This is a genomic window from Parundibacterium terreum, from assembly GCF_014636315.1.
GTDB classification, from domain to species: Bacteria; Pseudomonadota; Gammaproteobacteria; order Burkholderiales; family Burkholderiaceae_D; genus Undibacterium; species Undibacterium terreum.
The window spans coordinates 383,696-405,176 of the sequence record NZ_BMED01000004.1; the positions used below are offsets into that span (position 1 = coordinate 383,696).

Below are 21,481 nucleotides of genomic sequence, written 5' to 3' on the forward strand. Positions count from 1 at the left end.
GCTTATTTGACGTTAAGCGGTGCAATACGCTGGCGCTATTGCACCTACGAGAGCACCGGATTACGGGGCACAGCGTTTTATTTATAGCGCAATGACACGGCTGAGATCGGGGTTTTCTGCAAACGCGGCAAACTCGTCGCGCAGGCGTTCGCTTTCGTAGATGGCGATGCGCCAGTTCTGGATGCGGAAATCGTGGTTGGTGCCGTAGTAGAAAAAATCTTTGCGGTCCGGCAGCTTGCCCAGCGACAGGGTTTTCAGGAAGGCGCGTGACGGCGCTACCATGATCACATTGTCCAGCCAGTCGCGGTTGTGGCCCAGGCTGGCGCGGCGCCACGGTATAGGCTTGTCCAGCCAGCCGGGCACGATGTGGTCGGTGAAGTGCGGATACAGCACCAGCCCGCCATCGACCGCGCTGGCGACGCGCGAGTAGGGCAACGCCAGATGGTAGTCGATGATGCCGCCGTCCCAGTAGGTGCCGGCAGGCGCATCCGGGATATCCCGCACCGGTTCCATGATCAGCGGCAGCGTGCCGGATGCCAGCAGCGCCGGTTTCAGGTTGCCCGCGTTCAGCGATGCGAAATGGGTTTCAAAATTATCGAACTTGGCCTTCAGCCAGAACAGCGGATCGCGGGTGTCGCCGATGACGACCCTTTCCATATGCTTGGCCAGCTTGGCGCGCGAACCCATATTGGCCAGCGTGGCAGCGGCAAAGCCTGCCTTGGCGGCAGCGCTGCTTTTGGGTGACTTCAGCAGGCCCAGGCCGCGCACGGCCAGCAGGTGCAGCCTGTGGTTGGGTTGGCTGACTATCTCTTGCTCATGGCCGCCGAGGAAATCATCCAGCAATTGCAGGCAGGCGTCGGTCACATATTTGGCGCTGGGGTTTTCCGGATAGCGCTGTTCGCAATACAGGTCGCCCAGGCGCTGGAAGGCGGCTACCGGATCAGCATGGCTGGCGGCGGCCATGCGCCACGCGCCTATGGACGAGCCTATCAGCGTGCGCTCGCGCGGCGCTGCGGCCAGCCAGGTGCCGAACAGCCACTGGTCCAGCGATTGCAGTATCAGTCCTTTGGGGCCGCCGGCCGCTGCCGGGATGATGGCAATATCCTTGGCCTGCAGGCCGTGCTGGCGCAGATGCTCCAGCGCTTTTTTGCCCGCGTGTATGGTCAGCGCCGGGCTTTGCCGGGAGATATGTTTCATTTGACGGTATGCAATTGCATGGTGGCGGTATCGAATTTGCCGGCAACCAGCAGCGGGATGATCTCCAGGCTGCGGGCAATCGCTTCATCGATCAGCGGCTGTTCTTCCTTGCGCGGACGGTGCAGCACGAAATCCGCCACTTCCTGCCGCAGGTTCAGCGTGCGCGGATGGCCTATGCCTATGCGCAGGCGCCAGTAGTCTTGCGTACCCAATGCGGCGGTGATGTCTTTCAGGCCGTTGTGGCCGCCGGAGGAGCCGCCTTTTTTCAGCTTGGCCAGGCCGGGGGCGATATCCAGCTCATCATGCACGACCAGGATTTCTTCCGGCGCGATCTTGTAGAAACGGGCCAGGCCGCCGACCGACTGGCCGGAGCGGTTCATATAGGTTTGCGGTTGCACCAGCCACACGTCTTCGCCGCCTATTCTGGTCTTGCCGACCAGTGCGTTCAGGTTCTTGTCGCGCTGCAGGTCGGACGTGAGCTGGTCTACCAGCCAGAAGCCGGCATTGTGGCGGGTTTGTTCGTATTCGGGGCCTGGGTTGCCTAGGCCGGCTATGAGGCGTATGGACATATAGTATTGATGATCAGTTGCAGTAAATTAGCAGAGCTGCACTTCGTTGGTGCAGGTCGGGGGTGGCCCGACAGCCACTTACCTTTTTTGCTTCGCCAAAAAAGGTAAGCCAAAAAAGGCGACCGCAGACTTGCCCTGCGGGTGATGAGGCTAAGCCTCATCACATTTTATGCGTTACAAAAAATGGGAAATAGACGAAACTCGCCTTCGGCTCAAACAACGTCTATTTCTGATCCATTTTCTGTGACGCACAAAATGCTGCGTCCCCAGCGGTGGCACGTCAAGAACAACGGCAATCAGGCCGTCTTTCTTTATGCACCGGAGCATCTGTAAGCGGTGAAACGTAGCATGTCCTGCGATCTACAAGCTACGTTTTACCGATTTACTTTTTCTTCTTCAACAGCGGTAACAAATACTTACCTGTTACGCTGGCTGCATCTGCTGCCACGTCTTCCGGAGTGCCGGCGGAGATGATCTGGCCGCCGCCTGCGCCGCCTTCTGGGCCGAGGTCGACGATCCAGTCTGCGGTTTTGATCACGTCCAGGTTATGTTCGATGATCACGACGGTGTTGCCTTGGTCGCGCAGGCGGTGGATGACTTTCAGCAGCAGGTCGATGTCGTGGAAGTGCAGGCCGGTGGTTGGTTCGTCCAGGATGTACAGCGTGCGGCCTGTGTCGCGTTTGGACAGTTCCAGCGACAGTTTCACACGCTGTGCTTCGCCGCCAGACAGCGTGGTGGCGCTTTGGCCGAGGCGGATGTAGCCCAGGCCCACGTCCAGCAGGGTTTGCAGTTTGCGTGCGATGACTGGCACCGGTTTGAAGAATTCATGCGCTTCTTCTACTGTCATACCCAGCACTTCGTTGATGTTCTTGCCCTTGTATTGCACTTCCAGGGTTTCGCGGTTGTAGCGTTTGCCGTGGCAGACGTCGCAGGGAACATATACGTCCGGCAGGAAGTGCATTTCTACCTTGATCACGCCATCGCCCTGGCAGGCTTCGCAGCGGCCGCCCTTGACGTTGAACGAGAAGCGGCCCGCGCTGTAGCCGCGTTCCTTGGCGGAAGGCACGGTGGAGAACAGGTCGCGTATCGGTGTGAACAGGCCGGTGTAGGTGGCCGGGTTGGAGCGCGGCGTGCGGCCTATCGGCGCCTGGTCGACGGAAATGACCTTGTCGAAGTGTTCCAGGCCGCTGATGGTGTCAAACGCGGCCGGTTCGGTTTGCGAGCCGTACAGGTGGCGCGCGGCGGCATGGTACAGCGTGTCGTTGACCAGCGTGGATTTGCCGGAACCGGAAACGCCGGTGACGCAGGTCAGCAGGCCGACCGGCAGTTTCATCGTGACGTTTTTCAGGTTGTTGCCGCGTGCGCCGCCGATCACGAATTGTTTTTCGGGATTGTATTTGGTGCGCTTCTTCGGCACTTCTATGCTCAGCGCGCCGCTCAGGTATTGTGCGGTGAGCGACTTCTTGCTCTTCATGATGTCTTCCAGCGAACCCTGGGCGATCACTTCGCCGCCATGTACGCCGGCGCCCAGGCCCATGTCGACCACGAAGTCGGCGCAGCGTATCGCATCTTCATCATGCTCTACCACCAGCACGCTGTTGCCGATGTCGCGCAAATGCTTCAGCGTATCGATCAGCCTGTCGTTATCGCGCTGGTGCAGGCCGATGGACGGCTCATCCAGCACATACATGACGCCGGTGAGGCCGGAGCCGATTTGCGATGCCAGGCGTATGCGTTGTGCTTCGCCGCCGGACAGCGTATCGGCGCTGCGTTCCAGTGACAGGTAGTCCAGGCCCACGTTGTTCAGGAAGGTGAGGCGGGAGCTGATTTCCTTGATGATGCGGTCGGCGATTTCTTTCTTGGCGCCGGTCAGCTTCAGGGTTTCAAAGAAGTGCAGCGTGGCGCGCAGCGGCATTGCGCTGACCTCGTAGATTGCGCGTTCCTGCTTGCCATTGCCTACCTTGACATAGCGCGCTTCCACGCGCAGGCGTGCGCCTTCGCAGGATGGGCATTGCTTTTCATTGATGAACTTGGCCAGCTCTTCCTTCACCGCCATCGAATCGGTTTCGCGGTAGCGGCGCTGCAGGTTGTTGATCACGCCTTCAAAGGTATGTTCCTTGATGACGGTGCGGCCGCGCTCATTGATATAGGTGAACGGAATGGTCTGCTTGCCGGAGCCGTACAGGATCACTTTTTGCGCTGCTTCGCTCAGTTGCTCGAAAGGCGTGTCGATATCAAAATCGTAGAACGCTGCCAGATTGGACAGCATCTGGAAGTAAAACTGGTTGCGCCTGTCCCAGCCCTTGACCGCGCCGCTGGCCAGGGACAGGTTGGGGAAGGCGACGATGCGCTTGGGATCGAAAAACTCGATATGGCCCAGGCCATCGCACTCCGGGCAGGCGCCCATAGGGTTGTTGAACGAGAACAAGCGCGGTTCCAGCTCTTGCAGCGAGTAGCCGCAGATAGGGCAGGCGAACTTGTTGGAAAACAGGTGTTCCTTGCCGTTATCCATTTCCACGACCAGTGCACGGCCATTGGCGATACGCAACGAGGTTTCAAAGGATTCTGCCAGCCGCTGCTTGATCTCTTCCTTGACCTTGACGCGGTCGATGACGACATCGATCGTGTGTTTTTCAGTCTTTTTCAGCTTGGGCAGGTCGTCCACTTCATAGATCTTGGCGTCATGCGTGCCGCTCTGTACGCGGAAGCGCACGAAGCCCTGGGCCTGCATCTGCTCGAACATGTCCAGGTGCTCGCCCTTGCGGTTGGCGACAACCGGCGCCAGTATCATCAGCTTGGTATCTTCAGGCATGGCCAGCACTGCATCCACCATTTGCGACACCGATTGCGCCGCCAGCGGGTTCTCAGGATGGTCCGGGCAATACGGGGTGCCGACGCGTGCATACAGCAGGCGCAGGTAATCGTGAATCTCGGTCACGGTGCCTACCGTGGAGCGCGGATTGTGCGAAGTAGCTTTTTGCTCGATGGAGATCGCTGGCGACAGGCCTTCGATCAGGTCCACATCCGGTTTTTCCATCAATTGCAGGAACTGGCGCGCATACGCAGACAGGGATTCCACATAGCGGCGCTGGCCCTCTGCATACAGCGTATCAAAGGCCAGCGAGGATTTGCCGGAGCCGGACAGGCCGGTGATGACCACCAGCTTGTTGCGGGGCAGATCCAGGCTGATATTTTTCAGGTTGTGCGTGCGCGCGCCGCGGATGCGGATCTCATCGCGATTGTGCGCGCTCATGCCGGTAGCGCTGAAGTCTATTTCAGCGGGTTTGGCCGATTTAGCTGCTTTTGATGGGGTAGAACGTGGTTTTATCCGGGTTTCTGTCATTTACTGCTTTCCGCATGGGTGAAGTGGTTTCCCGTATTTCGGATGTGGGAACAAGCAACCTGATACTATAACGGGTTTTTGAAACTTGACGCAGGCCGCATGCCTGCTTTGCTCCTGTCTTTTGCCAGTATTATGTCTATTGCAACACAATCCAGCTCTTCCACTGCGTCGGCAGGCGATACGCTAGCCGAGTCGTCTGCATCCGCACATATTACTCCTGAGCAAGGGGCGGGGATGAGCCGCAATGAAATTCGTGCAAGTACGTCGCTTGCATCCATTTTCGCTCTCCGTATGTTGGGCCTGTTTTTGATATTGCCAGTGTTTGCGATACACGCAAAAACCTTGCCCGGTGGCGATAATGCGACGCTGGTCGGCATTGCAATGGGCATCTATGGCGCCAGCCAGGCTCTATTGCAACTGCCTTTCGGCATGGCATCGGACAAATATGGCCGTAAACGCATTATTGTCATTGGTTTAATCCTGTTTGCACTGGGTGCTTTCATCTCTGCCGGCGCCACCAGTGTGATGGGCGTGGTGATAGGCCGTGCGATCCAGGGCGCGGGTGCGATCTCCGCCGCGATTACCGCGCTGATCGCCGATGTGACGCGGGAAGAGCACCGCACCAAGGCGATGGCGATGGTGGGCGGATCGATAGGCTTGAGCTTTGCGATCTCGCTGGTTGCGGCACCCGCGCTGTATCAGAGCATAGGCATGAGCGGCATCTTTATCGCGACCGGCATTTTGTCCATCCTGGCGATAGGCGTGGTGCTGTTTGTGACCCCGGCCGCGCCGATGATCAAGGCTGAGCGCGTGCCTTTCAGCGTAGTGCTGAAGAATAAGGAATTGATGCGCCTGAACTATGGCGTGTTCGCCTTGCACCTGACCCAGGTGGCGATGTTCGTCGTGGTGCCGTCAGCATTGGTGCAGTATGCGGATATCCCGCTGGCCTCGCACTGGAAAGTTTATTTGCCGGTGGTATTCGGCTCTTTCATCGCAATGCTGCCCGCCATTTTCATCGGCGAAAAGCGCGGCAAGATGAAGCAGGTATTCATTGCGGCCATTGCGCTGATGCTGCTGGTGCAGTTGGGTTTCTGGCAGTTTTTGGACAAGCCTGTGGTGCTGATAGGCCTGCTGTTTGCTTTTTTCCTGTCCTTCAATATTTTGGAGGCCAGCCAGCCTTCGCTGGTATCGCGGCTTGCGCCGCCGGCAGCCAAGGGCACGGCGCTGGGCGTGTACAACACGCTACAGGCGCTGGGCCTGGCATGCGGCGGTGCCTTGGGCGGCTACCTGAAACAACACGTAGGGCCTTCATCTGTTTTCATAATTGGTGCCGGGCTGACACTTGCGTGGCTTATAATAGCGCTCAACATGCCTGAGCTGCCGCGCCGCGCTAAAACGATGCAGCCCGCCCAAGCATAGATAGAGTTTAGTTTAGATTTACCTGACACGCATGGACTATACATGCGCAACCCCACTGGAGAAATACATGGCATCTGTTAATAAAGTCATCATCGTAGGCAACCTGGGCCGCGACCCGGAAACACGCTACATGCCTAGCGGTGATGCAATCACCAGCATCACGGTAGCCACCACCGACAAGTGGAAAGACCGTGCATCCGGTGAACAAAAAGAAGCAACGGAATGGCACCGTATCTCCTTCTTCGGCAAGCTGGCCGAAATCGCAGGCCAATACCTGAAAAAGGGTTCGCAAGTGTATGTAGAAGGCAAGCTGAAAACCCGTAAATACACAGACAAGGACGGCGTAGAAAAATACGCAACCGACATCGTTGCTGACACCATGCAAATGCTGGGCAGCCGTCAAGGTATGGGCGGTGGTTCAGGTATGGATGACGGTGGCGGCTACAGCGCACCGGCACCACGCCAGGCAGCACCGGCACAACGTCCACAGGCACCGGCTTCCCGCCCGGCGCCTAATTTCTCGGATATGGATGACGATATTCCGTTCTAAGCCTGAACGTTTTTAAGACTTAAACAAAACCCCAGTAGCCCAGGCTGCTGGGGTTTTTTCTTGCCTACTTATCGATTGCGCTGGGTGCCTTTAGACCGGTTCGCGAGTCGTTCAAAGCTTGGCCAGCACTTCGGAAAGATAAGCCGTAAACATCTGTACCTTCTGCGACGGTATCCGCCCGGAAGGGAAGACTGCGTGCAGGTCTACCGGATCAAGCAGGTAGCCGGGCAATACCGGGACCAGTTGCCCTGACTGGATCTCATTGCGGCAAATTAAGGCCGAGGCCCGGACGATGCCCAGGCCTTCGCGCGCGCAGGCGATGGTGGCATCAGCGGAGGTGGCCTGGAAACGCGGTTCCACCTTGATGGAAACCATGGCGCCCTCGTGCCTGAAAGTCCACGGAGCCGTTGGGGAACCGCTGGGGCCGAAGATGCAGTCATGTGCGGCCAGGTCCGCCAGCGTCTGCGGCATGCCGCGTGCCTCCAGGTAGGAGGGGGAGGCCAGCAGCACGCGCTGCATCGTCGCCAGTTTTTTCACGCCAAAACCGGAATTTTCCAGCCGCCCAAAGCGGATCGCCATGTCGGCTGCTTCCGCCACTAGGTCTTGCATGCTGTCTGTCGCCAGCAGTTCCAGCTTCAGCAGCGGATGCGTCTTCAGGAAGACAGGCAGGCTGGGGATCACCACCCGTACGCTGAGTATGGAAGACAGCGCGATGCGCAGTACGCCTCTCAGGCTATCTGTACCGCGCGCCGATTCGTCCGCATCTTCCAGGTCATGCAGTATCTGCCGCGCCCTTTGCAGGAATGCAGTCCCGGCCTCGGTCGGCGTGATCTGGCGCGTGCTGCGCAGCAAGAGCTTGGTGCCCAGGCGCGCTTCCAGTTCGGAAACGATGCGGGATACCGAAGGCTGCGATAGCCCCAGCTTGCGAGCCGTGGCGGAAAAACTGCCGGACTCTGCCGCACGCACGAAAACATTCAATTCCTGAAATCGGTCACTCATTTGTCTGGCGAATAGTTCATATTCAGTTCTGATGGATAGTAACCATAGCACAAATGGATGAGAATGAATCACGCAAAACAGCAGCGTTTTATCCAGGCCTGGGCCGCATAGCCTTGGCATGCATCAACAGTAGTGCAAAGGAGTAATCATGGGATTGTTACAAGACAAGGTGATATTGGTGACGGGCGGAACTTCAGGTATAGGCCGCGCCAGCGCGATCCTGTTCGCACGTGAAGGTGCGAAGGTGGCGCTTACCGGGCGCCGGACCGAAGAGGGCAATGCGGTAGTGAAAGAAATTTCGTCTTTTGGCGGCGAGGCCGCTTTCATCCGTGCAGACCTGGCGGAGATTGAGCGCATTCCGCACATGGTTGCTCAGGTTGTATCGTATTTCGGTCGCCTGGACGGCGCATTCAATAATGCCGGGATCAGCGGCGGCGGGCCTATCGGCAATGTGGATGAAAGCACATGGGACAAGCTGATCGACACCAATCTGAAGTCCGCTTTCTTTTGCCTGAAGGCGCAAGCGGCGCAGATGAGTGAGCAAGGCCACGGCGGTGCGATTGTGTTCAATGGATCGGTGCTGGCCAACATCGCCTTTCCGGGCACCACGGTATATAGCGCAAGCAAGGGGGCCATCGTTTCGCTGGCACGGGCTGCTGCGGTGGAACTGGGGTCGCGCGGTATTCGGGTCAACTCGGTCAATCCGTCGATTACCCGTACACCGATGACAGATGCCCGTATATCGCATGATGCCGACGGTAGAGAGTCGCATCCGTTTGCCGCAGGCATACCGCTGGGCCGGCTGGCGGAACCGGAAGAAATGGCCAAGGCCGCATTGTTCCTGCTGTCGGATCTGGCGTCTTACGTCAACGGCCACGCATTGATTGTCGACGGCGGCCAGAGCGCAAGCTGAGCCTTGCGCCTTTTTTAACAAACTGAATATTTCTCATTTGAAGGAGAACTGACATGAGCAGCCCCACCTACCCACGCAGCACTACCGCAGTCATTTTTATCGACGTGCTCAACGACTTCCTCGCTGATGACGGCAAGCTGAGCGGCATGATAGGACCTATGCTGAAGGAGTTGAATCTGAAGGCAAACCTGCAACGCTTGCTGGGCGAAGCGAGAAAAGCAGGCATGAAGATTTTTTTCGCGCCGCACGGCGTGGATGAACACAGCTTCGATGACGTCTCGCACGTGCATCCGCGCTTCCAGTTTGGCCTGGAGAATCAGGTATTCTGGAAAGGCAGCTACGGCGACGAGTTCTACCCGCCTATGCAGCCGCAAGACGGCGAGATCATCATCAGCCATCACCGCATGTTCGATTCCTTCATCGGCACTGACCTGGAACAGCAGTTGCGCGCCCATGGCATAGAGAAAGTCGTACTGGCCGGGCTGACCTCGCAGACCTGCGTGGAAGGCACCGGACGGCATGCGCTGGAAGCGGGATACCACGTCACTTTCCTGAAGGATGCCGTGGCGGATTTTACGGAACAGGCACACCGGGCGGCGCTGGAAATATCCTATCCGACCTTCGGCCATGAAACGCTGAGCATCGACGAATTTCTAAGCTATGTTCAAAAGAACTGACAGGTTTGGAGGGAGGTTTTTTACTTGTGCGGCGGCCAGCCCGATTTTTTGCAGCCCGCCACAGGCCTGGCATCGAGCATGCCCTAAATGGATGAAGACATTCCGTTTTAAGCCGGAATCAAGCTTTTTCTGATGAAACCCGCTTCCTTGAAACAGGAGCGGGATTTTTCTACCGTAGGCTTATGTCCGTCAGCTCGCGCCGCGCACCGCCGCCTCAATCTTGGCGACGTCTATTTTTTTCATTCCCATCATCACATCAAATGCCCGCTTGGCGACCTCGCCGCCTTGGGCCATTGCCGTGGTCAGCACGCGTGGCGTGATTTGCCAGGACAGGCCCCATTTATCCTTGCACCAGCCGCATTGGCTTTGCACGCCGCCATTGCCGACGATGGCGTTCCAGTAGCGGTCAGTCTCTGCCTGATCATCGGTGGCGATCTGAAAAGAAAAGGCTTCGCTGTGCTTGAAAGTCGGTCCGCCATTCAGGCCTATGCACGGTACGCCGCATACCGTGAATTCGACCGTCAGAACGGTGCCTGCCTTACCACCTGGAAAATCTGACGGCGCACGGTGAACCGCTCCGACAGTACTGTCGGGAAAGGTTTTGGCATAAAAATTGGCGGCTTCTTCAGCACCATCGTCGTACCACAAACAGAGTGTGTTCTTTTTAATCATCTTCCATCTCCTCCTCTATTTCCGCCGGCGGGGGAAATTCCCCTTGACGGACTGTTGCCACAGTTAATCCAGTCGTTTGACCTCGTGCTCATTCAGTATAGGGGCGCATCTACGCTGGGTCGTCGATCAGAGTGGTTATTTTTGCACTTTTTTGCATAGATAAAATGGACTTGTTACAAAGTCTTACTGCATGCCCGGACAGCCGCCGGCAGCCCGGAGGAGTTTATTGAATAGGCCGTAACAAAAATAAAGCTTCATTTCCTCTGGCGGAGGGAGTGAAGCTTTTGTGAGTGCCGTCTGCTACCGCGCAGTCTTGTTTTGGCTCATAGTTATCTGGCCGCGGCCGGCGCCAGGCGAGCACTGACGCCGATGCGGTTGAAGGCGTTCATCAGTGCGATGGTGACGGTCAGGTCGGACATTTCTTTTTCGCTGAAGACCGCCGCCGCGGCTTCATAGCTGATGTCGGGCACGCCAGTCTCGGCGACATTGGTGACCGATTCGGCCCACGCCAGCGCGGCGCGTTCTTGCGCATCAAACAGCGTGCCGCCTTCTTGCCACACCGCCACCAGCACCAGTTTGTCGATGCTGACGCCTTTCTTCAGCAAGTTGCGGGAATGCATGTCTATGCAGAAGGCGCAGCCATTGATTTGCGACACGCGCAGATTGACCAGTTCTACCAGCACAGGCGAAAGGCTGCAGTTCTGCAGATAGGTTTTGACGCTGCCCAGGCCCTTGTAGGCATCGGGTGCGGACTTGGGGATATCGAAGCGCTGGCTCATGGTTCTTCCTTGGCTGATGTGAATGGGATGGTTCACATCTTGCCGCCGATTGGCCTAGGTGGAAAGGGCCATAAATATGCTTAGGAACTAGGCCATGTGTCGCCAGAAAATTTAGAGCAGGCTGAGGATGCGCCTGCCCAGGGCCTCCGCTGTTTGCCGGGAATCGATATTGGTAAAGCCCAGCAATAGCGCAGACCGCATATCTTCGCCGGCGCTGCGATCCGATAAGGCGAGGGCGGACATGCCATGCTCCCTGATGCGTTGCGCCAAGGCCCTGTCGGTGCGCTTGCCGCGCATGCGCAGGATCAGGTGCATGCCGCCGGGTTGCGGATCGATGCTCAGGTGCTTGCCCAGTACATGTGACAAGCCATCCGCCGCCATTTGCCGGCGCTCACCATACAGCCGGCGCATGCGCTGGATATGGCGTGCAAAATGACCTTCCGTGATGAAGTCATTGACGACCGCTTGCGTCAGCGCAGGGCTGGCGCTGGAAAAGGCCAGGTTGACCTTGTTGAAGTGTTCTACTTGTTCCTCTGGAACGATCAGATAGGCGAGGCGGATTGCGGGGAACAGGACCTTGCTGAAGGTGCCCGCATACAGCACGCGGCCATCGCGGTCCAGGCTTTTCAGCGCGGGCAGGGGCCGGCTGACGTAGCGGTATTCTCCGTCGTAGTCGTCCTCCACGATCCAGGCTTTGGCCCGTACGGCCCAATCCAGCAAGGCAAAACGCCTTTGCAAGGATAGCGACATGCACAGCGAACTTTGATGGGCAGGCGTCACTACCGCCAGCTTGGCGCGCGGTGCCACCTTGATGCCGTGCGCAACGAGGATGCCCTCCTGGTCCACCGGTACCGGTGCCAGTGTCATTCCTGCACGGCTCAGCAATTCATTGGTGGGTGGATAACCCGGCTGTTCCACCCACGCGCTATCGCCAGGCTTCAGCAAGGCGCGGACGATCAGTTCCAGCGTGCTGCGGTAACCGGAAGTGACGAAGACCTGGGCTGGCGAGCAGTTGATTCCGCGAGAAAACTGCACATACTGGGCTATGGCAATGCGCAAGGGATCGCTGCCGGCGGCCTGCGGATAAATCATGTCCGTCGCCTGCATGGCACGGACTGAACGGGCTGTCAGGCGGGCCCATATTTTACGTGGAAAGGCATCCAGCGCAGGCAAGCCCATCTGAAACGGCAGCAGCGTGGGCTGGTAAAAACCCTGGATCGCATTGTCCTGGCTGGCCGGTGGCAGAACCTGCGGGATGGGCGCGCGCGGCTGCAGACCCGGCGTAACGACAGTGCCGGCCTGGCCGCGCGTTTCCACATATCCCTCGGCGATCAGCAAGGTATAGGCAGCCTCGACGGTTCCCCTTGCCAGACCCAGTTCCGCCGCCAGTGCGCGTGCCGCCGGGATACGGTCTCCAGGCTTCAGCAGCCTGTCGGTGATAGCGCTCTGGAAGCGATGGTATATCTGCCGGTACAGGGGTTCCTTGTCCGATGCATTCAGGGAAATGAAGCTATGTGTTTGCGGGCTGCTCATTGGTTTTCCTGAGGTTCTGGTCGTATTGGACAAGTATGGCGCCAAAGTTTTACCGGTGATTCATGGTCTAGTCGATATGCCATTTTATGGCTCTCCTGATTATGGCATGAAACTCGTAAAATCATGCCATTGACTACCTTCAAGAAGGACTGATGATGCAAGACATTGAGACTCCGCCAATTGATGCAGCAGGCGGCATATTGCTGCATGCCGAAACCGAGCCGGAACTGCTTGCCTGCTATCCGGTGATGAAACAGCTCAGGCCATCGCTGGCAGATGCGGCAGAGTTTATCGCCAGCGTTACCCGCATGAAACCTCAGGGTTATCGCCTGCTTGCAGTATGGGAGGGTGAACGGGCGGTAGCGCTGGCAGGCTACCGCCTGAAGGAAAACCTGGTGCACGGGAAGTTTTTGTACGTCGATGATCTGGTCACGCTGGATAGCGCACGCGGCAAGCGCTGGGGCGCCCAGTTGCTGAGCGCCTTATCTGACATGGCTGATAAGGCGAGCTGTACCAAGCTGGTGCTGGATACAGCCGCAAGCAATGCGCTGGCCCAGCGCTTTTATTTCCGCGAAGGCCTGCTGCTCACAGGGATGCATTTCGCAAAAGCTTTGCGTTAAACCATTGAAATATAGAAATAGGCATACATGAAAATCTTGCATATAAGCTGCAGCCCGCGTGGCAAGGCATCCGAGAGCTATCAACTTTCACAGCGCATCCTCGATCAACTGAAGGAAAGAAATCCTGGTGCGGAGATAGAAGCGCTGGATCTGGCCGCGAATCCGGTATCGCATATCGGTAGCGGATACATGGCTGCGATAGGCTTGGCGCCGGAAGTTGCCAGCGAATCTTCAAAAACCGGCGGCATTGAAGAGTCTGAACGCTTGATCCTGCAACTGGAGCGCGCCGATTGCATCGTTATCGCTACGCCCATGCACAACTATACGGTGCCTTCAGTGCTGAAGGCATGGCTAGACCAAGTGGTACGCGCGGGCAGGACCTTTGGCTTATCGCCGGAAGGCAAGCAGGGTTTGCTGGCTGACAGGCCGGTGTTTGTCGCGATCAGTTCCGGTAGTTATCGCTTTGGCCAGCGCGGCCGCCAGCCGGATTTTTTGCAGCCGTATCTGCAAGCCATATTTGCGATGATAGGCCTGCACAATCTGAGTTTCTTTTCCATGCAGGGAACCGCCTTCGGCCCGCAAGCATTGGCTAGCGCCAGAGAAGAGTCGGATCTGGAGCTGGCGAATCATTTCTCAGCTTAGCTGGGTCCAGTGCAAATGAAATAAACCGCCTTCCCGTTGCAGGAAGGCGGTGCCTGGAGGCGGAACAGATCGCAGATACCTATTCGGGAAACGACGTGCGCATCATCCGTATGCATTGGGTAAGCTAGTAAATACCCTTTTTCTCATTCCGCGGCTCCACATAGGCAACTGTCTGGAAACTGTGGTTGAATTCTACGACGCGCCGGATGACGCCTGGCACGGTGCTGCTGACTTCTCTTATCTGCCTTACCCTGGAGTCTGCCGGGGGCTGCCCGAACTTGCTGCCAAATTCCCGCTTGTCCGGCCAGATCAATTCCTTATTCATAAGATATTCTCCTAAGAAAATTTCATATTCAGATGATGGCGACCGGAATGGCACCGGCTTGATTCATCATAGGATTTCATCTTCTCTATCGCCATCCTAGATGGGGGAGCGCCTTCCTCCCTCTTTAGGGTGAGACAATTTTTCCGGAAGGATGGTCTGGCATTCAGCTCGCATCGGTCTTCACCTCTATGCGATGGCCGTCCAGGTCGCTGAACATGGCGCCAAAGTAAGTAGGGCTGATATCTGGCCTGTTGCGTGGCGTAAAAATATCGGTAGCGGAGGCGGCAAGCGCAGCGTCATGCACCTGCGTCACCAGTTCACTCGACCGCGCACCAAAGGCAATATGCATACCTTTGGCGGTCACGCTCTCTCCCGGCTCCACCGGATACAAGAAGAACATCCATTGCTCCGTGGTTCCAAACGCAGCTTCTTTTCCGTTATCGCGTTGCAAATTGATGCCCATCGGTGCCAGCACGCGGCGATAGAATTCAACAGCCTCGGCGTAGTGATGTGTGCCGGCGGAAATATGGTCAATCATGGATACTCCTGAATTAACTTGGTCTAGCGTATACGCAAAATTCTCACTTCTGCTTTTGTTGCCGGAGCGGCTCTGCAAGCGCATGTGCAGATCATTGCCACCCCGGACATCTCCAGTATAAGAAAATGCTGTGACTGATATCTTTTGCAAAACAGTGCAAAGACGAGTATTTTTTGCATAGTCTTGAAAAAAATGAGTGGAATGAGTCATGGCGATATCTTTGGATAAGCAAGACCGGCTGATGCTGGAAAAATTGCAGGCAGACGCAACGCTGGGCCTGGACGTATTGGCGGATGCCTGCGGTTTGTCTATCGCATCGGTACAGCGCCGCCTGAAAAGACTGCGCGAAAACAAGATCATCCTGCGCGAGATTGCCGGGCTGGATCAGGATGCGCTGGAGATGGAAATGAGCTTTGTCGTGATGGTGGAGCTGGAAAGGGAGAGGCTGGACCAGCTGGATGCTTTTCGGCGCGCTGCGAGGGCAGAACCGCAAGTCCAGCAGTGCTATTACATCACCGGTGAGGCGGATTTTGCGCTGATCTGCACCGCGCGCAATATGGCCGATTTCGAAGCCTTGACGCACAGGCTGTTCTTTGAGAATACCAATGTGCGCCGCTTCCGGACCTCGGTGGTGATGGACAGGGCCAAGGTAGGCCTGTCAGTTGCGATAAAAGACGAGTAGCTTGCCTGAAAAGTTTATTTCCGGGCTGCCTAGTGGCCCAGGTGAATGCCCGCCATGCCGAGGATGATAGCGATGGCTATCAGTGCTGAAACGGCGATGCCTGCCAGTGTCAGCCTGTTCGTCAATGCCTTGTCCTTACCGTGTGCCAGCGCGATGATGCGTGCTCCCAGCACAAGGTGGGACAGCACGAAGAACACGCCCAGCAGATAGTGCGGCAGCAGCCGTATATTCCACGCATCCTTGAGCAGCCCGGTGGGTGCGCCGGTGGCAAAATTCCAGTCGGTCTGTATATGGGCAAACATGCGCGCATAGAAAAAGACGGAGTTCATATGGCCCAGGATGAAAAATATCAGATAGGCGCCGGAAGCAATCTGCAGCGTGCGGTAAAAATCCGCACCGCGCCTGCTATGCACCGCCAGTAGCGACATTCCTGAAGCGACCTGGAACAGGAAGAGCAGGACGATCAGCGGCTCTACCAGCCTTGCCCGGTACACGTGGCGAAATATATCCATTAGCTCCCTGTGCGTGGCTTCGCTGATCAGGCCGCTCAGGTGATTGGACAGATGCATCACCAGGAATAGCAACAGGATGGCGACAGCGCTGATCCCATGGGCAACCCGTAGGCGCGGCGACGCGATCTTGATACCTACCGGTTGAGTGAATTTGTCGCTGGATAATATCCACGCCAGATAGACGGTTGCCGTTATCCACAGCAGTATCCAAAGTGTCGAGTCTTTCACCGGATCGCCTGCCATATACAACAGAACGCCGAGCGCGGTATACAGCGGCGGACTCGCGATAGCCAGTAATGCCGCGCGTTTCGCAAGCAATTCCCCGTAACCCGGATGCGCATTGCGCCCGGCTTTCAGGCTGACATACAAGCCCAGGCCGGGAACGGAAAATACCAGCGCCAGCATGAAGGTGGAAAGCAGGAAATGGCTATCGCTAGCATTCACGCTACGGGTGAAGCCCGCCAGCAGTAGCGGATAGAAGATGGATGCGAACGCAGGTGCCAGATACCACAGTCTGTGGCTGAGGCCGGAATCCCTGATGAACGATGCAGCATTTGTTTCCATATTTTCTCGAAAATACCTTGTTGAAAAAGGAGCTTGCTCAACGCTGGAAGGCTAGCACCCTTGTGAGGAGCCCACTACTGTGACATCTGACATTCCCTTTGCCGGGGCGTTCCTGTTTGAGCTTGCAGTGCGAAAAGCGGGCTCCAAAGCGATACAGAGAGAGGTAACCGATTTGCACCGGATAGATGATAAATGCGGTGAAGAGAGCGCCGGGAGACCAATTCCCGGGAAAAACATTCTCTTGCAGGAAGCCATTCCAGAGACATTGCAACATTCAAACATTGAACGGTCCTGGCAGCTTGTATCGAAAAAAAAGTGTTGGCATTCCGTCGGCAATAGAAATCCGGCCATCCTAGAATATCTGAGCGACAAATATCGGCCCATTCCTTCTGGGACCGGTGTTGCTCGCCGTTGCTACCCCTTGCTACCAGTTTCTTCAAGCCTGACCACCCTTGATTCCGGAGTTCATATGAATATTCGCAGCTTGTTATTGCAATCCGTTTTCGGCGGGCTGCTGGCAATTTCCACGCAGGTTTTTTCCGCCGAAGCGGAAGCGCCGCGCGAAACGGTAGTTCCCGCCTTTGCCTATGGCATACCGAATGTACCCGGAAAAAGTATTACTGCCTTGCTGGTGACTTACGAACCAGGAGGAAAGTCTTTGCCTCACCGGCACGGCCAGGCATTTGTCGTCGCCTATGTGCTGGAGGGGGCAATCCGCAGCAAGCTGGAGGGTGGCAAGGAGGAGGTATTCAAGGCGGGCCAAAGCTGGACTGAAAAGCCGGGCGCCCATCACGTGGTCAGCGACAATGCCAGCGCGACCGAACCTGCGAAATTGCTCGCCATCTTTATCACCGAAAGTAAAAACACCAATCTGGTGACCTTTGACAAGAAGTGATTGCCCGGTCGCAGGTGTACTGAAATGCGGCATATTGTAGCCTCGCCGCCCGCTGTATCGCCTGCGGAAACTGGTACAGCAGGGATTTTGCTTAAGCGCCGGGGCTTACTGCCTTTACGGCGAGGGCTGCTGCCAGGAATTGCTCCGGTGGCATAGGACGGCCCATCAGGTAGCCTTGCAGGTCGTTGCATCCCAGGGCGGTGAGGAAATCCTTTTGCTTTTCGGTTTCCACGCCCTCTGCGACGATGCGCAGGTTCAGCGATTGCCCCAGCGCGACAATCGCCGTAACGATGGCGGCATCGTCCGAGCCGCGCTCCAGTTCATTGATGAAGCCGCGGTCTATCTTCAGCTCGCAGGCGGGCATGCGCTTCAAGTGCAGCAAGCTGGAATAACCGGTGCCGAAGTCGTCGATCGAGATATTGACGCCGGACTCGGCCAGGATATTCAAGGTGAGCAGGCTGGCTTCCACATCGTGCATTGCGGTCGATTCGGTGACTTCCAGGATCAGGCTTTCAGGCGGCAGGCGGTGGCGTGCGAGCGTGGATTGCACCATTGCAGGCAAATGTTCGCTATTGAATTGCAGCGCCGACAGGTTCACCGCGATTTTCCATTGCTGGTTGCCGGCATCGTGCCATTCGCGCATTTGGCGGCAGGCTTCGTCCAGCACCCATTCACCGATAGGAATGATCAGCCCGGTTTTCTCCGCCACTGGAATGAAGTTGTCCGGGGCGACCATGCCGCGCTTGGGATGGTGCCAGCGTATCAGCGCTTCGGCGCCTGTCATGCTGCCGTCCGCCGCGGTAAACTTGGGCTGGTAGTGCAGGCGGAATTCCCGGCGCTCCAGCGCCAGCCGCAAATCCTGCATCAGCTCCAGCTGGTTATGCGCGTTGGTGTTCATCGAAGCTTCAAAAAAATGATAGCCGTTGCGGCCGGCGGCCTTGGTGTGATACATCGCGGCATCGGCGTTGACCAAAAGGTCGTGCCGCGTCTTGCCATCGTCAGGATAGATGGCGATGCCTATGCTGGTTGAGACCGACAGCTTGTATTCATTGATATGGTAGGGCAGGCCTATGATCCTGACGATTTTGTCGGCGATGGGGGCTGCGTCTTCGGGGTCTTTCACTTCCAGCAGGATGACAAATTCATCGCCGCCAAGGCGGGCAACGGTGTCCTGCGCCCGCAGCGCATTCTTCAGCCGGTGTGCTACATCGACCAGCAAAAGATCGCCGACATGGTGTCCAAGAGAATCGTTGATTGCTTTAAAACCATCCAGGTCCAGGAACATTAGTGCAAAACGCGTGTTTGTGCGGCAAGCCTTGTTGATGGTCTGCTCCAGCCGGTCTTCCAGCAGTGTGCGGTTAGGCAGTTTGGTCAGATTGTCTTGCAAGGCCTGCTGCGACAACTCCTTGTTGGCGACGGCCAGCGATTGCGCCAGTTTGGCGGTCTCCGATTCCAGCCTTGCATCCAGCACCGAGGTGAGCAGGGCTATTGTCAACACGGCGAGGGTAACGATGCAGACGACGATGGTAAGCCAACCGGGGCCGACTCCCTCCACTGCCGCGCGGCAAATGCTGCCTTCGGGAAAATTGGCGGCAGCCATGCCGGTATAGTGCATGCCGACGATGGCCGCACCCATCACCAGTGCGGCACCGGCCCTTGCCAGCCTTACATTAGGTGTGTTCTTGCGCAACATGAAGGCGATCCACAGCGCGGCGCCGGAGGCGGCAATCGCAATCACGACGGACGTGGCAAACAATAGCGGGTCATACTGTATGCCAGGAGTCATGCGCATCGCGGCCATGCCCGTGTAATGCATGGCGGCAATGGCAATACCCATCAGCACCGCGCTGACACTCAATTGCTTCAGTGGCAGCGTAGGCTGGCTGATGCGCCACAGCGCGAAACCGGAGGCGGTGATCGCAATCAGCAGTGACAGAAAGGTAATGCCGAGATCATAGCCGAGCGCGATCGGCAGGCGAAAAGCAAGCATACCGATGAAATGCATGGACCAGATGCCTATGCCCATCGCGAGCGCGCCGCCGGCCAGCCACCATGAACCGCTTTTCTGTTGGCTGGAATTGATCCTGCCGGCCATGTCCAGTGCGGTATAGGAGGCAAGGACAGCAACCGTGATTGAGATCAGGACCAGCAGGGATTCGTAATGCGCAGCTAACATAAGGGTTTCATTCTGTGCCGTAACCCGCGTGACGGTCTTGCGGGTTAAGCGGCGGATATTCCAACGAAGAGTTACAAACGCCTACTCGATATTCAGGAATAAAGATGGAGCGCGTTGTCCGTGTTTGCACATCGCAGTAAAACTAACTGCGGCAAAACTAACGGTAGTGTTGATTGGATGTATTGCGAGATGGGTCAACCGACCGTTGGCGCTATTATAAACGTTTCAGTACGTAAATATTTTTTCGGACAGATAAGCTTAACCTTGTTTTGCATTCCGGCTTGCAGGCATGAAAACAAAACGGAGCTCCTGAAGAGCTCCGTTTGTCTTGCCGGCCTCGCCTGAAAATATAGCGAAGTCCGGCGACACGCTTGGATACTGGTTTTCCGGCGTGCTGTTCTTTTTGTATTACTTCTTGCTACCGATAAAGGCCTTCGGTTCGAGGTATTCCTCTAATCCATAGACGCCGTACTCGCGCCCCATGCCAGATTGCTTGAATCCGCCGAAAGGCGCAGCCGGATCATGATCCAGGCAATTGATTAGTACACGTCCGGCCACGATTTGCGCAGCGATGCGGCTGGCGCGGTCATAGTCGGCCGAGCTGACATAAGCCTGTAGTCCGTAATCGGTATCATTGGCGATCTCTACTGCTTCTTCTTCAGTACGGTAGCTGATGATGGACAGCACGGGGCCGAAGATTTCCTCTTTCTCAATCCTCATGCCCGGCTTCACGTTGACAAAGACGGTAGGCTTGACGAAATTGCCCGCTTCCAGCCCCGCCGGGTGTCCTTCGCCGCCGGTCAGCAACTCGGCGCCTTCCTCTATGCCCAGCCTTATGTAGCTTTGCACGCGCTCATATTGTTTCACGCTGACCAGTGGGCCCAGGCCAACTTCTGCATCGGCCGGATTGCCGACCTTGATGCCGGCGACAGCCTTTTTCACCAGTGTCTTTACTTCTTCCAGTTTATGCTCGGGTACCAGCAGGCGGGTGCCGGCGATGCAGGCTTGGCCGTTATTCATATAGGCCGCCATCACCGCCATAGGAATGGCCGTAGCAAGATCTGCATCGTCCAGCAGGATGTTGGGCGACTTGCCGCCCAGTTCCAGCGTGACCCGCTTCAGGCTTGCCGCAGCATCGCGTGCAATGCCCTTGCCGACCAGCGTAGAGCCAGTGAAGGAAATCTTGGCGATATCCGGATGGCGGGTCAGTTCCGCGCCGACCACATCACCGCGCCCATTGACGATATTGAATACGCCTGCCGGCAAGCCCGCTTCATGCAGGCACTCAGCAACCAGCTGGGTTTGTAATGCGCTCATTTCGCTGGGCTTGATGACCACGGTGCAACCGGCGGCAATTGCAGTTGCCAGCTTGTTGCAGATGAAGCTGGCGTTGGCGTTCCATGGCGTAATCAGTGCGGCCACTCCTAACGGTTCCAGCGACAGCCTGGAGCGTCCTATGTCGCGCTGGAATTCAAAATCGCGCAATACATTGGCCATCTGCAGAAAGGATTCTGCTGCGTAGCGGACGGACATCGTCGCAAACTGTTGCGATGCGCCGTATTCTTCTATCATCGTTGCCGCGATCTCGCCGGTTCTTGCGCTGACTGCCTGATGCAGCCGCTGCAGGTAGGCGATGCGCTGCTCCTTGCTGGTTTTGGAAAAGGTCTTGAAGGCTTTTTTTGCGGCGGCAACGGCGTCTTGCGTGTCTTGCTCATTTCCCAGTGTCACTTCTCCTATGAGTTGATTGGTGCTGGGATTGATCAGGCTAAAGAGTTCCTGACCGTGCGGTGTGGCGAACTGGCCGTTGATGTAAATCTGCTTGATGTGTTTCATGTGGATCTCGCAATGTGGTGGATAGCGAGTCCATTTTATGGAA

The 21,481-nt window shown here is 56.7% G+C and carries 20 protein-coding genes; 8 read left to right on the forward strand and 12 right to left on the reverse strand.

Going from position 1 to position 21,481, the window contains the following annotated elements:
- Positions 1 to 81 precede the first annotated feature (81 nt).
- The 3 genes from IEW12_RS20170 to uvrA form a co-directional block, all read right to left on the reverse strand.
- Positions 82 to 1,197, reverse strand: a complete 1,116-nt coding sequence (locus tag IEW12_RS20170) for a patatin-like phospholipase domain-containing protein (RefSeq protein ID WP_188567895.1) — start codon at positions 1,195 to 1,197, stop codon at positions 82 to 84.
- The gene (gene pth / locus IEW12_RS20175) at positions 1,194 to 1,766 is read right to left on the reverse strand and encodes an aminoacyl-tRNA hydrolase (protein WP_188567896.1); all 573 of its coding nucleotides are present in this window, start codon (positions 1,764 to 1,766) and stop codon (positions 1,194 to 1,196) included. Before pth ends, IEW12_RS20170 begins: the two co-directional genes overlap by 4 nt.
- A gap of 382 nt (positions 1,767 to 2,148) precedes the next feature.
- Positions 2,149 to 5,019, reverse strand: coding sequence for an excinuclease ABC subunit UvrA (gene uvrA / locus IEW12_RS20180; protein ID WP_188568046.1), 2,871 nt, complete (start codon positions 5,017 to 5,019; stop codon positions 2,149 to 2,151).
- A 324-nt stretch (positions 5,020 to 5,343) separates the two neighbouring features.
- Here uvrA and IEW12_RS20185 point away from each other — a divergent pair, with 324 nt between their 5' ends.
- Complete coding sequence (locus IEW12_RS20185) at positions 5,344 to 6,528, forward strand: MFS transporter (RefSeq protein WP_188568047.1); 1,185 nt, start codon at positions 5,344 to 5,346, stop codon at positions 6,526 to 6,528.
- Positions 6,529 to 6,595: 67 nt separating this feature from the next.
- The gene (gene ssb / locus IEW12_RS20190; protein WP_188567897.1) at positions 6,596 to 7,078 is read left to right on the forward strand and encodes a single-stranded DNA-binding protein; all 483 of its coding nucleotides are present in this window, start codon (positions 6,596 to 6,598) and stop codon (positions 7,076 to 7,078) included.
- Positions 7,079 to 7,189: 111 nt separating this feature from the next.
- Here the strand turns inward: ssb and IEW12_RS20195 are convergent, their stop codons facing one another.
- Positions 7,190 to 8,077, reverse strand: coding sequence for a LysR family transcriptional regulator (locus IEW12_RS20195; RefSeq protein WP_188567898.1), 888 nt, complete (start codon positions 8,075 to 8,077; stop codon positions 7,190 to 7,192).
- Between the two features lie 148 nt (positions 8,078 to 8,225).
- On the opposite strand from IEW12_RS20195, the gene IEW12_RS20200 reads away from it, so the two are divergent.
- Both IEW12_RS20200 and IEW12_RS20205 read left to right on the forward strand, forming a co-directional pair.
- Positions 8,226 to 8,990 carry an SDR family NAD(P)-dependent oxidoreductase gene (locus IEW12_RS20200; protein ID WP_188567899.1) on the forward strand — a complete coding sequence of 255 codons (765 nt, stop codon included), beginning with the start codon at positions 8,226 to 8,228 and terminating at the stop codon, positions 8,988 to 8,990.
- A 53-nt stretch (positions 8,991 to 9,043) separates the two neighbouring features.
- Entirely contained in the window at positions 9,044 to 9,667 is a 624-nt protein-coding gene (locus IEW12_RS20205; protein WP_188567900.1) for a cysteine hydrolase family protein, read from the forward strand.
- Positions 9,668 to 9,856: 189 nt separating this feature from the next.
- Here IEW12_RS20205 and IEW12_RS20210 read toward each other — a convergent pair whose 3' ends face one another.
- From IEW12_RS20210 to pdxR, 3 genes are all read right to left on the reverse strand, one after another.
- Positions 9,857 to 10,339, reverse strand: a complete 483-nt coding sequence (locus IEW12_RS20210; RefSeq protein WP_188567901.1) for a VOC family protein — start codon at positions 10,337 to 10,339, stop codon at positions 9,857 to 9,859.
- 329 nt (positions 10,340 to 10,668) lie between these two features.
- On the reverse strand, positions 10,669 to 11,118 hold the full coding sequence (locus tag IEW12_RS20215) for a carboxymuconolactone decarboxylase family protein (protein ID WP_188567902.1): 450 nt from the start codon (positions 11,116 to 11,118) through the stop codon (positions 10,669 to 10,671).
- A gap of 111 nt (positions 11,119 to 11,229) precedes the next feature.
- Positions 11,230 to 12,651 carry a MocR-like pyridoxine biosynthesis transcription factor PdxR gene (gene pdxR / locus IEW12_RS20220; protein WP_188567903.1) on the reverse strand — a complete coding sequence of 474 codons (1,422 nt, stop codon included), beginning with the start codon at positions 12,649 to 12,651 and terminating at the stop codon, positions 11,230 to 11,232.
- A gap of 152 nt (positions 12,652 to 12,803) precedes the next feature.
- Between pdxR and IEW12_RS20225 the strand changes: the two genes are divergently transcribed.
- A complete protein-coding gene (locus tag IEW12_RS20225; protein WP_229751246.1) occupies positions 12,804 to 13,271 on the forward strand; it encodes a GNAT family N-acetyltransferase in 468 nt (155 codons plus the stop codon).
- 27 nt (positions 13,272 to 13,298) lie between these two features.
- Entirely contained in the window at positions 13,299 to 13,913 is a 615-nt protein-coding gene (locus tag IEW12_RS20230; protein ID WP_188567904.1) for an FMN-dependent NADH-azoreductase, read from the forward strand.
- A 124-nt stretch (positions 13,914 to 14,037) separates the two neighbouring features.
- On the opposite strand, the gene IEW12_RS20235 is transcribed toward IEW12_RS20230, so the two are convergent.
- Positions 14,038 to 14,238: a hypothetical protein gene (locus tag IEW12_RS20235; RefSeq protein ID WP_188567905.1), complete on the reverse strand. Its 201-nt coding sequence runs from the start codon at positions 14,236 to 14,238 to the stop codon at positions 14,038 to 14,040.
- Positions 14,239 to 14,401: 163 nt separating this feature from the next.
- Positions 14,402 to 14,776 carry a VOC family protein gene (locus IEW12_RS20240; protein ID WP_188567906.1) on the reverse strand — a complete coding sequence of 125 codons (375 nt, stop codon included), beginning with the start codon at positions 14,774 to 14,776 and terminating at the stop codon, positions 14,402 to 14,404.
- Positions 14,777 to 14,984: 208 nt separating this feature from the next.
- On the opposite strand from IEW12_RS20240, the gene IEW12_RS20245 reads away from it, so the two are divergent.
- Positions 14,985 to 15,458, forward strand: coding sequence for an Lrp/AsnC family transcriptional regulator (locus tag IEW12_RS20245; RefSeq protein ID WP_188567907.1), 474 nt, complete (start codon positions 14,985 to 14,987; stop codon positions 15,456 to 15,458).
- A gap of 29 nt (positions 15,459 to 15,487) precedes the next feature.
- Here the strand turns inward: IEW12_RS20245 and IEW12_RS20250 are convergent, their stop codons facing one another.
- Positions 15,488 to 16,534: a hypothetical protein gene (locus tag IEW12_RS20250; RefSeq protein ID WP_188567908.1), complete on the reverse strand. Its 1,047-nt coding sequence runs from the start codon at positions 16,532 to 16,534 to the stop codon at positions 15,488 to 15,490.
- Between the two features lie 469 nt (positions 16,535 to 17,003).
- Here IEW12_RS20250 and IEW12_RS20255 point away from each other — a divergent pair, with 469 nt between their 5' ends.
- Positions 17,004 to 17,429 (forward strand): cupin domain-containing protein, encoded by a 426-nt coding sequence (locus IEW12_RS20255; protein WP_188568049.1) that lies wholly within the window; start codon positions 17,004 to 17,006, stop codon positions 17,427 to 17,429.
- Positions 17,430 to 17,520: 91 nt separating this feature from the next.
- On the opposite strand, the gene IEW12_RS20260 is transcribed toward IEW12_RS20255, so the two are convergent.
- Together IEW12_RS20260 and IEW12_RS20265 are read right to left on the reverse strand one after the other, a co-directional pair.
- A complete protein-coding gene (locus tag IEW12_RS20260) occupies positions 17,521 to 19,605 on the reverse strand; it encodes a putative bifunctional diguanylate cyclase/phosphodiesterase (protein ID WP_188567909.1) in 2,085 nt (694 codons plus the stop codon).
- A gap of 408 nt (positions 19,606 to 20,013) precedes the next feature.
- Positions 20,014 to 21,438 carry an aldehyde dehydrogenase family protein gene (locus tag IEW12_RS20265; RefSeq protein ID WP_188567910.1) on the reverse strand — a complete coding sequence of 475 codons (1,425 nt, stop codon included), beginning with the start codon at positions 21,436 to 21,438 and terminating at the stop codon, positions 20,014 to 20,016.
- Positions 21,439 to 21,481: the final 43 nt, after the last annotated feature.

Excerpts from the sequence above, each read along its gene's own strand:
- IEW12_RS20170 (WP_188567895.1), bottom strand. The coding sequence starts at position 1,197 with ATGAAACATATCTCCCGGCAAAGCCCGGCGCTGACCATACACGCGGGC.
- pth (WP_188567896.1), bottom strand. The coding sequence starts at position 1,766 with ATGTCCATACGCCTCATAGCCGGCCTAGGCAACCCAGGCCCCGAATAC.
- uvrA (WP_188568046.1), bottom strand. The coding sequence starts at position 5,019 with ATGAGCGCGCACAATCGCGATGAGATCCGCATCCGCGGCGCGCGCACG.
- IEW12_RS20185 (WP_188568047.1), top strand. The coding sequence starts at position 5,344 with ATGAGCCGCAATGAAATTCGTGCAAGTACGTCGCTTGCATCCATTTTC.
- ssb (WP_188567897.1), top strand. The coding sequence starts at position 6,596 with ATGGCATCTGTTAATAAAGTCATCATCGTAGGCAACCTGGGCCGCGAC.
- IEW12_RS20195 (WP_188567898.1), bottom strand. The coding sequence starts at position 8,077 with ATGAGTGACCGATTTCAGGAATTGAATGTTTTCGTGCGTGCGGCAGAG.
- IEW12_RS20200 (WP_188567899.1), top strand. The coding sequence starts at position 8,226 with ATGGGATTGTTACAAGACAAGGTGATATTGGTGACGGGCGGAACTTCA.
- IEW12_RS20205 (WP_188567900.1), top strand. The coding sequence starts at position 9,044 with ATGAGCAGCCCCACCTACCCACGCAGCACTACCGCAGTCATTTTTATC.
- IEW12_RS20210 (WP_188567901.1), bottom strand. The coding sequence starts at position 10,339 with ATGATTAAAAAGAACACACTCTGTTTGTGGTACGACGATGGTGCTGAA.
- IEW12_RS20215 (WP_188567902.1), bottom strand. The coding sequence starts at position 11,118 with ATGAGCCAGCGCTTCGATATCCCCAAGTCCGCACCCGATGCCTACAAG.
- pdxR (WP_188567903.1), bottom strand. The coding sequence starts at position 12,651 with ATGAGCAGCCCGCAAACACATAGCTTCATTTCCCTGAATGCATCGGAC.
- IEW12_RS20225 (WP_229751246.1), top strand. The coding sequence starts at position 12,804 with ATGATGCAAGACATTGAGACTCCGCCAATTGATGCAGCAGGCGGCATA.
- IEW12_RS20230 (WP_188567904.1), top strand. The coding sequence starts at position 13,299 with ATGAAAATCTTGCATATAAGCTGCAGCCCGCGTGGCAAGGCATCCGAG.
- IEW12_RS20235 (WP_188567905.1), bottom strand. The coding sequence starts at position 14,238 with ATGAATAAGGAATTGATCTGGCCGGACAAGCGGGAATTTGGCAGCAAG.
- IEW12_RS20240 (WP_188567906.1), bottom strand. The coding sequence starts at position 14,776 with ATGATTGACCATATTTCCGCCGGCACACATCACTACGCCGAGGCTGTT.
- IEW12_RS20245 (WP_188567907.1), top strand. The coding sequence starts at position 14,985 with ATGGCGATATCTTTGGATAAGCAAGACCGGCTGATGCTGGAAAAATTG.
- IEW12_RS20250 (WP_188567908.1), bottom strand. The coding sequence starts at position 16,534 with ATGGAAACAAATGCTGCATCGTTCATCAGGGATTCCGGCCTCAGCCAC.
- IEW12_RS20255 (WP_188568049.1), top strand. The coding sequence starts at position 17,004 with ATGAATATTCGCAGCTTGTTATTGCAATCCGTTTTCGGCGGGCTGCTG.
- IEW12_RS20260 (WP_188567909.1), bottom strand. The coding sequence starts at position 19,605 with ATGTTAGCTGCGCATTACGAATCCCTGCTGGTCCTGATCTCAATCACG.
- IEW12_RS20265 (WP_188567910.1), bottom strand. The coding sequence starts at position 21,438 with ATGAAACACATCAAGCAGATTTACATCAACGGCCAGTTCGCCACACCG.